This window comes from Pseudomonas sp. 05T35 (assembly GCF_056396605.1).
Genome location: NZ_JBFTLU010000313.1, coordinates 1 through 13,721, shown reverse-complemented (window position 1 = coordinate 13,721; position 13,721 = coordinate 1). Strand labels below are relative to the sequence as shown.

10 protein-coding genes and 3 pseudogenes are annotated in these 13,721 nt (G+C 60.3%); 9 read left to right on the top strand and 4 right to left on the bottom strand.

Going from position 1 to position 13,721, the window contains the following annotated elements; all coding sequences use genetic code 11:
• Positions 1–580: 580 nt before the first annotated feature.
• The 8 genes and pseudogenes from AC1DH9_RS21260 (at position 581) to AC1DH9_RS21225 (ending at position 7,180) form a co-directional block, all read left to right on the top strand.
• A complete protein-coding gene (locus AC1DH9_RS21260) occupies positions 581–1,429 on the top strand; it encodes a transporter substrate-binding domain-containing protein (protein ID WP_477808731.1) in 849 nt (282 codons plus the stop codon).
• Between the two features lie 47 nt (positions 1,430–1,476).
• Positions 1,477–2,139: an amino acid ABC transporter permease gene (locus AC1DH9_RS21255; protein ID WP_427536623.1), complete on the top strand. Its 663-nt coding sequence runs from the start codon at positions 1,477–1,479 to the stop codon at positions 2,137–2,139.
• Between the two features lie 10 nt (positions 2,140–2,149).
• A complete protein-coding gene (locus AC1DH9_RS21250; RefSeq protein ID WP_427536625.1) occupies positions 2,150–2,812 on the top strand; it encodes an amino acid ABC transporter permease in 663 nt (220 codons plus the stop codon).
• Positions 2,809–3,600: pseudogene (locus AC1DH9_RS21245) on the top strand (amino acid ABC transporter ATP-binding protein); the annotation flags it as partial. The gene AC1DH9_RS21250 and the pseudogene AC1DH9_RS21245, both read left to right, overlap by 4 nt.
• A pseudogene (locus tag AC1DH9_RS21240) lies at positions 3,599–3,907 on the top strand (RidA family protein); the annotation flags it as partial. The pseudogenes AC1DH9_RS21245 and AC1DH9_RS21240, both read left to right, overlap by 2 nt.
• Before the next feature lie 176 nt (positions 3,908–4,083).
• Positions 4,084–4,848, top strand: coding sequence for an IclR family transcriptional regulator (locus AC1DH9_RS21235; RefSeq protein WP_427536629.1), 765 nt, complete (start codon positions 4,084–4,086; stop codon positions 4,846–4,848).
• Between the two features lie 37 nt (positions 4,849–4,885).
• Positions 4,886–6,103 carry an amino acid deaminase gene (locus AC1DH9_RS21230; RefSeq protein ID WP_427536631.1) on the top strand — a complete coding sequence of 406 codons (1,218 nt, stop codon included), beginning with the start codon at positions 4,886–4,888 and terminating at the stop codon, positions 6,101–6,103.
• 141 nt (positions 6,104–6,244) lie between these two features.
• Positions 6,245–7,180 carry a sugar kinase gene (locus tag AC1DH9_RS21225; RefSeq protein ID WP_427536633.1) on the top strand — a complete coding sequence of 312 codons (936 nt, stop codon included), beginning with the start codon at positions 6,245–6,247 and terminating at the stop codon, positions 7,178–7,180.
• Between the two features lie 116 nt (positions 7,181–7,296).
• On the opposite strand, the gene AC1DH9_RS21220 is transcribed toward AC1DH9_RS21225, so the two are convergent.
• Positions 7,297–7,572 carry a peptidylprolyl isomerase gene (locus AC1DH9_RS21220; protein WP_019690952.1) on the bottom strand — a complete coding sequence of 92 codons (276 nt, stop codon included), beginning with the start codon at positions 7,570–7,572 and terminating at the stop codon, positions 7,297–7,299.
• Positions 7,573–7,625: 53 nt separating this feature from the next.
• Positions 7,626–9,932 (bottom strand): PAS domain-containing protein, encoded by a 2,307-nt coding sequence (locus AC1DH9_RS21215; RefSeq protein WP_477808730.1) that lies wholly within the window; start codon positions 9,930–9,932, stop codon positions 7,626–7,628.
• A gap of 144 nt (positions 9,933–10,076) precedes the next feature.
• Between AC1DH9_RS21215 and AC1DH9_RS21210 the strand changes: the two genes are divergently transcribed.
• Complete coding sequence (locus AC1DH9_RS21210) at positions 10,077–11,195, top strand: PilT/PilU family type 4a pilus ATPase (protein WP_427538308.1); 1,119 nt, start codon at positions 10,077–10,079, stop codon at positions 11,193–11,195.
• A 17-nt stretch (positions 11,196–11,212) separates the two neighbouring features.
• Here the strand turns inward: AC1DH9_RS21210 and AC1DH9_RS21205 are convergent, their stop codons facing one another.
• On the bottom strand, positions 11,213–13,168 hold the full coding sequence (locus tag AC1DH9_RS21205) for an acetoacetate--CoA ligase (protein WP_427538311.1): 1,956 nt from the start codon (positions 13,166–13,168) through the stop codon (positions 11,213–11,215).
• 199 nt (positions 13,169–13,367) lie between these two features.
• A pseudogene (gene hbdH / locus AC1DH9_RS21200) lies at positions 13,368–13,721 on the bottom strand (3-hydroxybutyrate dehydrogenase); the annotation flags it as partial.

Here is a 13,721-nt window from a genome sequence, read left to right as displayed (position 1 = left end):
GCGCTGAGTAATCCTGGCATTAACCTGCAAGGCACAGTAACCCTCGGAATACTCGACCTTCACTGGCGAGTTAGGTGTCCAGTGCTCTCCCTGCCGTGAAAAGTCACCATTGAGCAACAAATTTTTTTCTGCGAGTTGTCGGGACATTTGGAAACTCCTGTAAGTGGGCGTGGCGCGAATTTGATCACCACGACTCAGCGACATCTGAAAAGCCCCTGCAGTCGGGGTAAAAAGATTGAGCGCCAGAAACAAGCAACCCACAACTGTCAGATCTGACAGGTCAGGTACAAAAGTCGACGAACGGTGGTAGCAGAGTGGATGGTGGTTTTCATGACACGTATCGGCTTGCTCGCACTCAATTGGGGCCCAACTACCCGTGCCTGTAGCCAACGGTAGCGCTTGTGCGCTGCGTCGTTTGGTAACGCCTGTTTTGTGTTTTTTTGCATCCCTTTGATTCAATTCATATTTCATTTTCTGGGGGATTTGTCTGCCGGGCTATGGCACACTTTCTGCTGTCTATTCCGTTGTTACATACCATGTTCCGGTATAGCGGAATAAACATCATCCTGGAGTGCCCGTCATGCAGCGTCGACTTTCCTTGTTTACAGCGTGTGTTTTTCTCTTTGCGGCCACAGCCTCTGCCGTGGGCATTGCCCAGGCGGCGGACAGCAGGCTCGACAATGTGTTGAAGCGCGGGCATTTGATCGTGGGCACGGGCAGCACCAACGCGCCGTGGCACTTCCAGGGCGCGGACGGCAAATTGCAGGGTTTTGATATCGACATCGGGCGGATGGTCGCCAAGGGTTTGTTCAATGACCCGAGCAAGGTCGAGTTCGTGGTGCAGTCGTCGGATGMACGGATTCCCAATTTGCTGACCGACAAGGTCGACATGAGCTGCCAGTTCATTACCGTCACCGCCAGCCGTGCGCAGCAAGTGGCATTCACCCTGCCGTACTACCGCGAAGGCGTTGGCCTGCTGTTGCCGGCCAACAGCAAGTACAAGGAAATCGAAGACCTCAAAGCGGCCGGCGACAGCGTCACCGTGGCAGTGCTGCAAAACGTCTATGCCGAAGAACTGGTGCACCAGGCGCTGCCCAAGGCCAAGGTTGACCAATACGACAGCGTCGACCTGATGTACCAGGCAGTGAACTCCGGCCGTGCCGACACCGCTGCCACCGACCAGTCTTCGGTCAAGTACCTGATGGTGCAGAACCCTGGCCGCTATCGCAGCCCGACCTACGCCTGGAGCCCGCAAACCTACGCCTGTGCGGTCAAGCGCGGCGATCAGGACTGGTTGAATTTCGTCAATACCGTCTTGCATGAAGCCATGACCGGCGTTGAGTTCCCGACTTACGCGGCGTCGTTCAAACAGTGGTTCGGTGTCGATCTGCCTTCCCCAGCGATTGGCTTCCCCGTCGAATTCAAATGATCCCGTGAGAGCGGGGCGTTCGCGCCCCGCTCAAGGTACTGCTGACCATGAACTATCAGTTGAACTTTGCCGCCGTCTGGCGCGACTTCGACACCTTGCTGGCAGGGCTCGGTCTGGGCCTTGAACTGGCGCTGGTGTCGATCGCCATCGGTTGCGTGATCGGCCTGCTGATGGCGTTTGCTTTGCTCTCAAAGCACCGCGCATTGCGGGTGCTGGCGTCGGTGTACGTGACGGTGATCCGTAACACGCCGATTCTGGTGTTGATTCTGCTGATCTACTTTGCGCTACCGAGCCTGGGCATTCGGCTGGACAAGCTGCCGTCGTTCATCATCACCCTGTCGTTGTATGCCGGGGCGTACCTGACCGAAGTGTTCCGTGGCGGGTTGTTGAGCATCCCCAAAGGCCTGCGTGAAGCCGGGCTGGCGATCGGTCTGGGGGAGTGGCAGGTCAAGGCCTACATCACCGTGCCGGTGATGTTGCGCAACGTGTTGCCGGCGCTCTCGAACAACTTCATTTCGCTGTTCAAGGACACCTCGCTGGCGGCGGCGATTGCCGTGCCGGAGCTGACCTACTACGCGCGCAAGATCAACGTCGAGAGCTACCGGGTGATTGAAACCTGGCTGGTGACGACAGCGCTCTATGTTGCGGCCTGTTATCTCATCGCGATGCTGCTGCGTTACCTCGAGCAGCGTCTGGCGATTCGCCGTTAGGAGCGCACCCATGTACGAGTCCCCAAGTTGGTTGCATGAGTTATGGGTCGCCCGCGAGACCCTGTGGTCGGGCTTTTTGACCAGTGTGCAGTGCTCTGTCCTGGCGATCATGCTGGGCACCCTGATCGGCATCGTTGCCGGGCTGGTGCTGACCTACGGCAAGTTCTGGATGCGCGCGCCGTTTCGTTTTTACGTCGACCTGATCCGTGGCACGCCGGTGTTTGTGCTGGTGCTGGCCTGCTTCTACATGGCGCCCGCGCTGGGCTGGCAGATCGATGCGTTCCAGGCGGGAGTGCTGGGGCTGACGCTGTTCTGCGGTTCGCACGTTGCCGAGATCGTTCGCGGTGCGTTGCAAGCGTTGCCACGTGGGCAGATGGAAGCGAGCAAGGCCATCGGCCTGACGTTTTATCAGGCCCTCGCTTACGTGCTGTTGCCTCAGGCGTTGCGGCAGATTTTGCCGACCTGGGTCAACTCGTCGACCGAAATCGTCAAGGCTTCGACCTTGCTCTCGGTGATCGGTGTGGCCGAGTTGCTGCTGAGTACCCAGCAGATCATCGCCCGGACCTTCATGACCCTGGAGTTTTACCTGTTTGCCGGTTTTCTCTTTTTCATCATCAACTACGCCATCGAATTACTCGGCCGGCATATTGAAAAGCGGGTGGCCTTGCCATGACTCAAGCTCAAGTTTCGACACAGAACGCTAGCCAGGCCCTGCTGGAGATTCGCGATCTGCACAAGCAATACGGCCCGCTCGAAGTGCTCAAGGGCGTCGACCTGACCATGCAGCGTGGCAACGTGGTGACGCTGATCGGCTCCAGCGGCTCGGGCAAGACTACGCTGCTGCGCTGCGTGAACATGCTCGAAGAGTTCCAGGGCGGGCGGATCCTGCTCGATGGCGAGTCCATCGGTTACCACGAGGTCAACGGCAAGCGCGTGCGCCACTCGGAAAAAGTCATCGCCCAGCACCGGGCGATGACCGGCATGGCATTCCAGCAGTTCAACCTGTTTCCCCATCTCACGGCGCTGCAGAACGTCACCCTTGGCCTGCTCAAAGTCAAAAAGCTGCACAAGGATGAAGCGGTGGTGCTGGCGGAAAAATGGCTGGAGCGTGTCGGCCTGCTGGAACGCCGCGATCACTATCCGGGTCAGTTGTCGGGTGGTCAGCAACAGCGCGTGGCGATTGCCCGGGCGATCGCGATGAACCCGAGCCTGATGCTGTTCGACGAAGTGACGTCGGCACTCGACCCGGAGCTGGTCGGCGAAGTATTGAGCGTGATCAAGGGGCTGGCCGAGGATGGCATGACCATGCTGTTGGTGACCCACGAGATGCGTTTTGCCTTTGAAGTCTCGGACAAGATCGTCTTCATGAATCAGGGGCGAATCGAAGAGCAGGGGCCACCCAAGGAGCTGTTCGAACGCCCGCAATCTCCGCGCTTGGCGGAATTTCTCAAGAACACGCGGATGGCTGCATGTGTCCGGTCAGGTGCCAGCGGTGGACGGCGAAATCATTGCTGGCGGGATCGTCGAGCAGACTCACCAGACCATGCGCAACCTGATCGCGATCCTCGAAGAAGCCGGCTATGGCCTCGAAGACGTGGTCCGCACGGGCGTATGGCTGGAAGATCCGCGGGATTTCTGGAGCTTCAACAAAGTCTTCTCCGAGTACTTCAGCCCGGAACACGCACCGGCCCGGGCTTGTGTGCAGGCGAACATGATGGTCGACTGCAAGGTCGAGATTGATTGTGTGGCGTACAAGAAGAAGGCCTGAACCGAGGTGACCCTATCGCGAGCAGGCTCGCTCCCACATGGGAGGTGTGTTCTGCCACATATTGCAATTACGCCACCAGACTCCTGTGGGAGCGAGCCTGCTCGCGATGGCGGTCTAACGGTCGGCGCAGGACTCTGGTTAAACTCCCCGGCGAATTTGAATGAGAACCCACTGACATGACCGAAGACACCATCAAGCGCCGGGCCCGCGGTCTGGACCGGGCGTTCGATATTCTCGATTTCCTCAAGGAAATTGGCCAGCCGCTGCGCCCGAACGATATCGCCAGCGGTATCGGCAGTCCGAAATCCACGGTCTACGAGCTGGTCGCGTCGCTGCTGGAACGACGGATTCTCGAACCGGTGGGCAAGGAAGGTCACGTCTATCTTGGCCGGCAACTGTACTTTCTGGGGCAAGCGCATCTGCGCCATTTCGACTTGAGTCGCGAGGCCGATCACGCTTTGCAGGAGATCGTCAGCCAGACCCGCGAAACCGCGCAGATGTGCCTGCTCAACGGGCGCAAGTACACGGTGGCGTTGATGAAGGAGGGCGAGCGGCATTTCCGCATTTCCTCGGACATCGGCGAGAACGCGCCGATCCCGTGGACCGCTTCCGGGCGCTTGTTGCTGGCGCACTTGAGCGACCAGCAAATCGTCGACCTGATCGATGAAGATGACTTCATCCTGCCGGACGGCGAACGCCTGCCGCTGGAACGTTTTCTGGCGGAAATCCGTCAGGCCGGTATCGACGGATTCTTCTCCTTCGACAGCGTCGCCGACACCTTTACCCATTGCTTTGCCGCCCCGGTGAAAGACCCGAGTGGCGTCGCCATTGCGACCCTGTGCATCGTCGCCCCGAGGGCCGATGCCAAGAACAATTACAACGACTATCGCCGGGTGCTGATCGACAGCGCGAACAACCTGGCCCGTCGCATCAACGAATAACAGTGGCCGTTCGCGGCCGCGTGTGAGGAGTTAGAACATGCCTTCTGCCTTGAACATCGCTGCCGTGGAAAAGGGCAACGGCCAGCCCGGTGCCAACCTGGTGCGTGACGTCAGCCTGCCGGCGCTGGTGCTGCACCGCGAAGCGCTGGAACACAACATCCGCTGGATGCAGGCGTTCGTCAGCAACAGCGGTGCCGAACTGGCGCCGCACGGTAAAACCAGCATGACCCCGTCGCTGTTTCGCCGCCAACTGGAGGCGGGAGCCTGGGGCATCACCCTGGCCACTGCGGTGCAGACTCGCGCCGCCTACGCCCATGGCGTGCGCCGGGTGTTGATGGCCAATCAGTTGGTGGGGGCGCCGAACATGGCGCTGATCGCCGAGTTGCTGGCAGATCCGGCATTCGAATTCCACTGCATGGTCGATCACCCGGACAACGTTGCCGACCTCGGGGCATTTTTCGCCGCGCGCGGTCTGCGCCTGAACGTGATGATCGAGTACGGTGTGGTCGGCGGCCGTTGCGGTTGCCGCAGCGAAGCCGAAGTGCTGGCACTGGCTGAGGCGATCAAGGCGCAGCCGGGGTTGGCGTTGACCGGTATTGAAGGCTACGAAGGGGTGATTCATGGCGACCAGGCAGTCAGTGGCATTCGTGAATTTGCTGCGTCCCTGGTACGCCTCGCGGTGCAGTTGCAAGACAGCGGCGCTTTCGCCATCGACAAGCCGATCATCACCGCGTCGGGGTCGGCCTGGTATGACCTGATCGCCGAGTCCTTCGAAGCCCAGAACGCCGCCGGACGTTTCCTCAGCGTGCTGCGTCCGGGCAGTTACGTGGCTCACGACCATGGCATCTACAAGGAAGCGCAATGCTGCGTGCTCGATCGTCGTAGCGACTTGCACGAAGGCCTGCGTCCGGCACTGGAAGTCTGGGCGCATGTGCAGTCGTTGCCGGAGCCGGGGTTTGCGGTGATCGCTCTGGGCAAGCGCGATGTAGCCTATGACGCGGGGTTGCCGGTGCCGTTATTGCGTTATCGGGCGGGTGTGCTGCCGGCGATCGGTGATGATGTCAGTGCCTGCACAGTGACAGCGGTGATGGATCAGCATGCGTTCATGACGGTCGCGCCCGGGGTTCAGTTGCGCGTGGGCGACATCATCTCGTTCGGTACGTCTCACCCGTGCCTGACCTTCGACAAATGGCGCACCGGTTGCCTGGTGGATGAGCAGTTGAACGTCATCGAAAGCATGGAAACCTGTTTTTAAGGTTTGAGACCGAGGTGCGGCCATCGCGAGCAGGCTCGCTCCCACATTGGATCTCCAGTGTGTCAAAGATCAGTGTGGGAGCGAGCCTGCTCGCGATGGCGGCCTGCCAGACAACACCGAAATCCCAGAGACCCCATAACCATGAACACCCTCAGCACTCTCGGCCCCGACACCCCGCGCATTGCGCTGATCGGCGAGTGCATGATCGAGTTGCAGCAGCGCGCCGACGGCAGTCTGCAACAGAGTTTTGGCGGCGACACCCTGAACACCGCGGTCTACCTGTCTCGTGAAATGGGCGACGGGGCCACGGTGGATTACGTCACCGCGCTGGGCGACGACAGCTTCAGCGATGCGATGTGCCAGAGCTGGTCCGAAGAAGGTATCGGCCTGGGCATGGTCCAGCGCCTGCCGGGACGTTTGCCCGGTTTGTACTGCATCCAGACCGATGCTTCGGGTGAACGTCGTTTCCTCTATTGGCGCAACGAAGCCGCCGTGCGCGATTGCTTCACCACGCCGGCGGCGGTACCGATTCTTGCGGCGCTGCCGGATTACGATGTGCTGTATTTCAGTGGCATCACCCTGGCGGTGCTGGGCGAAGCGGGGCGTAAAAAGCTCATCGAGACACTGATCGAAGCCCGTCAGCGGGATGCGCGGATCGTCTTTGACAACAACTATCGGCCACGTTTGTGGAGCTCTGTCGAACAGGCCCGAGCGGCGTATCGCGAAGTCTTGCCCTATGTCGATCTGGCACTGCTGACAGTGGACGATGAACAGGCGTTGTTCGGATTTTCCGATGAGGCGGCGGTGTTCGCGGCCTACGAGCAGATCGGCATACCGGAGGTGGTGCTCAAGCGCGGCGCCGAGCCGTGTCTGATTCGCTGTGACGGTGAGTCGTTCGAGGTTCCGGCGCTGCGCGTCGAACGGGTGGTGGACACCACGGCGGCGGGGGATTCGTTCAGCGCGGCGTATCTGGGCAGTCGGCTCCGTGGCGCAAGCCCGGCAGAGGCCGCAGAAGCCGGGCATCGGTTGGCGAGCCGGGTGATCCAGGTGCCGGGGGCACTGATTCCCAAGGATTGAGGTTCAATGGCCGCTTGCTGCGCAATCGGATCGCGAGCAGGCTCGCTCCCACAGGTTGTGTAGGGCCATCAATGTGGGAGCGAGCCTGCTCGCGAAGAGGCCCTCAAGCCAATCCATCAATCGCGGTAAAACACCTGCACCAGGTGATAACCAAACTTGCTTTTGATCGGTCCGTGCACGACACGCAGTGGTTTCTTGAAGATCACCGCATCGATGGCGCCAACCATCTGCCCGGGCCGAACTTCGCCCAGGTCACCTCCGCGTTTGCCAGACGGGCAGGTGGAATACTTCTTGGCCAGCACATCAAAGGCTTCGCCCTTGGCGATGCGTTGTTTGAGCTGTTCGGCCTCTTCGGCGGTTTTCACCAGAATATGGCGGGCTTGAGCTTTCATTGGGGCAGTTACCTTGGAGCGGTGGTGGCGGCGGGGCGCGATTATGCCTCAAATCATCCGGTTCGGCGGATCATGTGGCGAATCTTGCCGGCCAGTTGTTCAAGGGTGAAGGGCTTGGCCAGCAGGTCCATGCCCTCCTCGAGAAAGCCCTGGCGTTCGGCGGCTTTTTCCGCGTAGCCGGTCATGAACAGGACGTTAAGCCCAGGTCGATGCTGACGGGCGATTTCCGCCAGTTGCCGGCCATTCATGCCGGGCAGGCCGACATCGGTCACCAGCAGATCGATACGCAGGTCAGACTCCAGCAGCGGCAGGGCGTTTTTTGCGTCTTGCGCCTCATGGGCGATGTAGCCCAGTTCGTTCAGCACATTGAGCACCAGCATACGCACTGCAGGGTCGTCTTCGACCAGCACCACCGACTCACCTGCGGTCGCATAGGGGCTGCCCAAGCTGACTGCCGCCAGCGAGGCGTGCTGAGGCGCGTTGTGCAGGCGCGGCAAATACAGGCGCACCGTCGTGCCTTGTCCCGGCTGACTGCTGAGGGTCACATGGCCGCCGGATTGCTGGGCGAAGCCATAAATCATCGACAACCCCAGCCCGGTGCCCTGGCCGATAGGCTTGGTGGTGAAGAACGGATCGAAGGCCTTGGCCAATACGCGCGGAGTCATGCCGGTACCGTTGTCGCGTACGCCGAGCATCACATAGTCACCGGGCACCAGTGTGTTGGGCTCAAGCGGTCGACGGTCCAGCGATTGCCGGCGGGAGAATGCCAGCAGCCGGTGAGTCAAGGCGGCAGCCCGATTGGCTGACGACACGGCCGCATCGGCAAAGCGGCCGATCTCATCGCTACGCCCATCGGCAATGTAGCGCTGCATCAGGTCCAGGCTGCCAATAATCCCGGTCAGCATGTTGTTGAARTCGTGGGCGATRCCGCCAGTGAGTTGGCCGACGGCTTCCATTTTTTGTGCATGGCGCAACGCATCTTCGGCGCGTTCGCGCTCGAACATTTCGTTTTGCAGGCGATGGTTGGCTTCAGCCAGTGCCTTGGTGCGTGTGTCGACCCGTTCTTCCAGCGTCTCGTTGAGGTTGCGCAAGGCTTCCTCGGTCTGTTTGCGCTCGGTTTCGTCGATCACGAAAATGTAGAACCCATTGACCGCACCGTCAGAACCAAAGCGTGGCAGGTACTTCATCAGTGCATAACGCGGTCGGCCGTCGCGGTGCGGCGAATAAGCCTCGAAACTGCAGGCTTTGCCCGCCAGCGCGGCGCTGATGTGCTCGACGCGGGTGGCATAGAGTTCGTCGCCGAGAATTTCTCGAATGGTTTTACCGTACAGCTCCTGCGGGGTCATGCCGTACCAGTCCAGGTACGCGCTGTTGTTCAGGCGAAAGCGTTGTTCATGATCGACATAGCCGATCAGCACCGGCATGGCGTTGATGATCAGTTGCAGCTCGGTCTGGCTTTGCCGTAACGCTTGTTCGGTGTGCTTGCGCTCGGTCAGGTCCAGAGCGGCACCGAGAAAACGCAGGGGGCGACCGTGGTGATCCTTGTAGCAGCGGCCTCGGGCAAAGACCCAGCGCACTTCGCCGCTGGCTTGCAGCAGCCGGTATTCCTCGGCGTATTCGCTGCCCTGGCTGATGCAGTGCTTGATGCTGCGGGCGACCATGCCCCGGTCTTCCGGGTGCACGCCGTTGAGGTATTCGGTGATGGGCAGTTGATTGGCCAGTGCCGGGTCAACACTGTGCAACTGGGCGAAGTGCGCATCGGCAATAAAGCGATCTTCGCTGATATCCCAGTCCCAGGTGCCTACCGCGTCGGTGGCGGCGAGGGCCAGTTGCAGGCGTTCTTCGGTTTCGTGCTGGGCCTTGAGGCTGGCCTCCGAGCGTTGTTTGAGCTCCAGGGCGATGCGTCGGCGCTCATTGGTTTCAATGGCAGTGACCAGGATCCCGGCGACCTGCCCGCGTTCGTCACGAATCGGGCTGTAGGTCAGGTCCAGCCAGACATCCGATTCGCCGCCATCGCGCTGCAGGCTGAAACGCTGCTCGCTGTAGGAACGCACTTGGCCTTGTAAGACAGCGCTATAAATGGGGTCGGTGAAGTCTTTAAGTTCTGGCCATGTCTGGTGCGTGGGTTGTCCGAAAGCCTGCGGATGCTTGTTGCCGGCCAACAGTGCAAAGCCGTCGTTGTAGATCTGCGACAGCTCCGGCCCCCATAACAACAGCATGGGCATGGGCGAGTGAATCACGATGTCCACGGCGGTGCGCAGGCTCTGCGGCCAGTGGCTGGCAGAGCCCAGCGGACTTTGTGCCCAGTCGAGTCGGGCAATCAAGGCCTGGGCGTCGCCGCCGGTAGGGGATCCGTTCATCAAGGGTTCCTGCATCATGTCCGTGCTACATATCGGTACTGGGGCATCTACTATGCTTCGAAGGAGTAGACGCTCGGACGCGTGAAAAGTGGCGTGCCTTGGCAATTTTCGTTCAATGGAAGGCTCAATGGATATTTTTTTGCCATGGACATTCACTCGCTGCTAAGAATGCTGGCCAGCCAGGACGGCTCCGATCTTTACCTGTCGACTGGCGCACCACCTACCGGGCGCTTCAAGGGTGCGCTCCGAACACTGGCCCCTGAAGTGTTCAAGCCCGGCGAGATTGCCCGGATTGCCGAGACCCTTATGGACGTCGAGCAGTGCGCAGAGTTCGACCGCGAGCTGGAAATGAACCTGGCGGTGTCTCTGGTCGGAGTCGGGCGCTTTCGCGTCAACGTCTTCAAGCAGCGTAATGACGTGTCGATCGTGGCGCGCAACATCAAACTCGATATCCCGCGCTTTGAAGACCTCAAACTGCCGGCCGTGCTGCTTGAGACGGTGATGCTCAAGCAGGGGCTGATGCTGTTCGTCGGCGCCACGGATTCGGGCAAGTCGACCTCGCTGGCAGCGTTGATCGATTACCGCAATCGCCACAGCAGCGGGCACATCATCACCATCGAAGACCCGGTGGAGTATATCCATCGCCATCAACAGTCGATCATCAACCAGCGTGAGGTGGGCGTCGATACGCGCAGCTTCCACGCCGCCTTGAAGAATACCCTTCGCCAGGCGCCGGATGTGGTGCTGATCGGCGAAATTCGCGACCGCGAAACCATGGAGCATGCATTGGCATTCGCCGACACCGGGCACCTGGTGCTCTCTACCTTGCACGCTCACAACGCCAATCAGGCACTGGACCGGATCATCAACTTTTTCCCGGAGGAGCGCCGTGGGCAGTTGCTCAATGATCTGGGTAACAACCTCAAGGCCTTCGTTTCCCAACGTCTGGTACGCACCCGCGATGGGCAGCGCCGGGCGGCGGTGGAGGTGATGCTGGGTACGCCAACCATTGGCGATCTGATACGGCGCAATGAGCTTCACCAGCTCAAGGAGATCATGGAAAAGTCGGCAGAGTCGGGAATGAAGACGTTTGATACGGCGTTGTTCGATTTGGTTGTCGAGGGTGCGATCGATGAAGAGGAGGCATTGAAATACGCCGATTCGGTRAATAACTTGCGCTTGCGTCTGAAGTTGCACGTGGACAGTGTGCCGAATGCCGCCCCCCCATCCACCAAAACCGGTGAATGGGGGCTGATGGACTGACCCATCCTGCGTAGGCGTTAGCTCTGCAATTCCGGTCGATCCCGAAATTGCTCCAGCGCTTCAGGGTTGGCCAGTGCATCGGTATTTTTCACCGGCTGGCCGTGCACGACATTTCTGACGGCCAGCTCGACCACCTTGCCGCTGATGGTTCGCGGTATATCCGTCACCGCCACGATCTTTGCCGGCACATGCCGAGGCGTGGTGTTGGCGCGGATGACCTGGCGAATCTCCTGCTCAAGTTTTTCGTCCAGCGTTACGCCGTCACGCAGGCGCACGAACAACACCACGCGCACGTCATCCTGCCATTGCTGGCCGATGGCGACCGAGTCCAGTACCTGATGGATTTTTTCCACCTGACGGTAGATTTCCGCGGTGCCGATGCGTACGCCGCCGGGGTTGAGTACTGCGTCAGAGCGCCCGTGGATCAGCCAGCTGCCATTGGGCCGTTGTTCGGCGTAGTCGCCCTGAGCCCAGACGCCCGGAAACTGGCTGAAATACGAGGCGCGGAGTTTTTCCTGCTGCGGGTCGTTCCACAGGCCGATCGGCATCGCCGGGAAGTGCCGGGTGCAGACCAACTCGCCTTTTTCACCGATCACCGGCTGACCCGCCTCATTCCAGACTTCAACCGCCATGCCCAGGCCCTTGCACTGCATCTCGCCACGGCGGACCGGCAGGACCGGATTGCCGGCAAGAAAGCAGGAGATGATGTCGGTACCGCCGGACATCGACGATAGGCACAGATCGCTTTTGATCTCGCGATAAACGTACTCGTAGCTTTGCGGCGACAGTGCCGAACCGGTCGAGAGCAGGGCTTTCAGGCTGCCCAGGTCGTGGCTTAGGCGCGGCTGGATTTCATTGCTTTCCAGTGTCGCGAGGTATTTGGGGCTGGTGCCGAAGACACTGATGGCTTCGCTGTCGATCAGGTCGATCAAGCGTTGCGGGCCGGGGTGGAAAGGCGAGCCGTCGTACAGCACCACGCTGCTGCCGACCGCCAATGCCGAGACCAGCCAGTTCCACATCATCCAGCCACAGGTGGTGTAGTAGAACAGTCGGTCGTCTGGCCCGAGGTCGACGTGCAAACCGTGTTCCTTGACGTGTTGCAGCAGTACACCGCCGACGCTGTGGATGATGCATTTCGGTACGCCGGTGGTGCCACTGGAGTAGAGAATGTACAGCGGATGCGCGAAGGGCACCGGGACGAACCCGGGCTCGCCGCCCGGACGATAAAAGCTGTCCCACAACGCGACGTTGGCTTGGGTTTTGTAATCGTCAACGCGGGCCTGTGGCCGGGCATAAGGCACGATAATCAGTTGCTGCAGCGATGGCAGGTGTTCGAGGATTTCGTTGACCTTGGTCGTCTGGTCGATCTCTTTGCCGGCGTAGCGATAACCGGCGCAGGTGATCAGCACTTTCGGTTCGATCTGGCCGAAGCGGTCGACCACCCCGTGCGTGCCGAAATCCGGTGACGAACACGACCAGATCGCGCCCAGGCTGGTGGTCGCGAGCATGCCTACCAGGGTCTGCCAGGTGTTCGGCATGCACGCTGCCACCCGGTCACCGAGGCCGACGCCAGCGGCTCTCAGGCTTTTTTGCAGACCGGCGACGTGTTCGGCCAGCTCACGGTAACTCAAGCTTTCGCGCTGGCCATTCTCGGCGATGGCAATTACGGCAGTTGCGTCATCGCGACGACGCAGCAGGTGTTCGGCGAAGTTCAGCGTGGCGCCGGGAAACCACTCGGCGCTGGGCATCTGCGGGCCTTCACGCAGCACGGTGCTCGGTGGCTGGTGAAACCTGATCTCGAAAAAATCGACGATGGCCTGCCAGAAATCTTCGCGCTGATCGATGCTCCATTGGTGCAGGGCGGGGTAGTCCGCGAGTGCCAGGTTGTACCGCTGATTGCTGAAGCGCCGGAAGGCATCCATGCGGGTCTTGCCGATGCGTTCGGCGCTGGGTTGCCAAAGAACTTCTGACATGATTGGCCTCTTTTTTCTTAATACCCGCTCACTGGCTCTTGTGGCGAGGGAGCTTGCTCCCGCTGGGCCGCGAAGCGAGCCCAAACTGGCTGGCGCGTTCTTCCAATGGCAACGCGCTCATCATTTTACGACAGCTGCGCCCGAACGTGGACCGGCCGACGCGAGCAAGCACCTTCGCCACAGCCGCTGACTAGCCTTTTTACTGTGCCAGCCACCCGCCATCAATATTCCACGCCGCGCCACGCACCTGGCTGCCAGCTTCACTGCACAGGAACAGCACCAGTTCACCCAGGTGTGACGGGGTCACGAATTCCAGCGACGGCTGCTTCTCGGCCAACAAATCATGTTGCGCCTGCTGTGGGTCAACCCCTGCTGCGGCGCGGTCATCGATCTGCTTTTGCACCAGCGGCGTCAGTACCCAGCCTGGGCAGATGRCGTTGCAGGTGACGTTGCTGGTGGCGGTTTCCAGGCCGACCACTTTGGTCAGGCCGATCACCCCATGCTTGGCGGCGACGTAGGCAGCCTTACCCACCGAGCCGACCTGGCCGTGTAC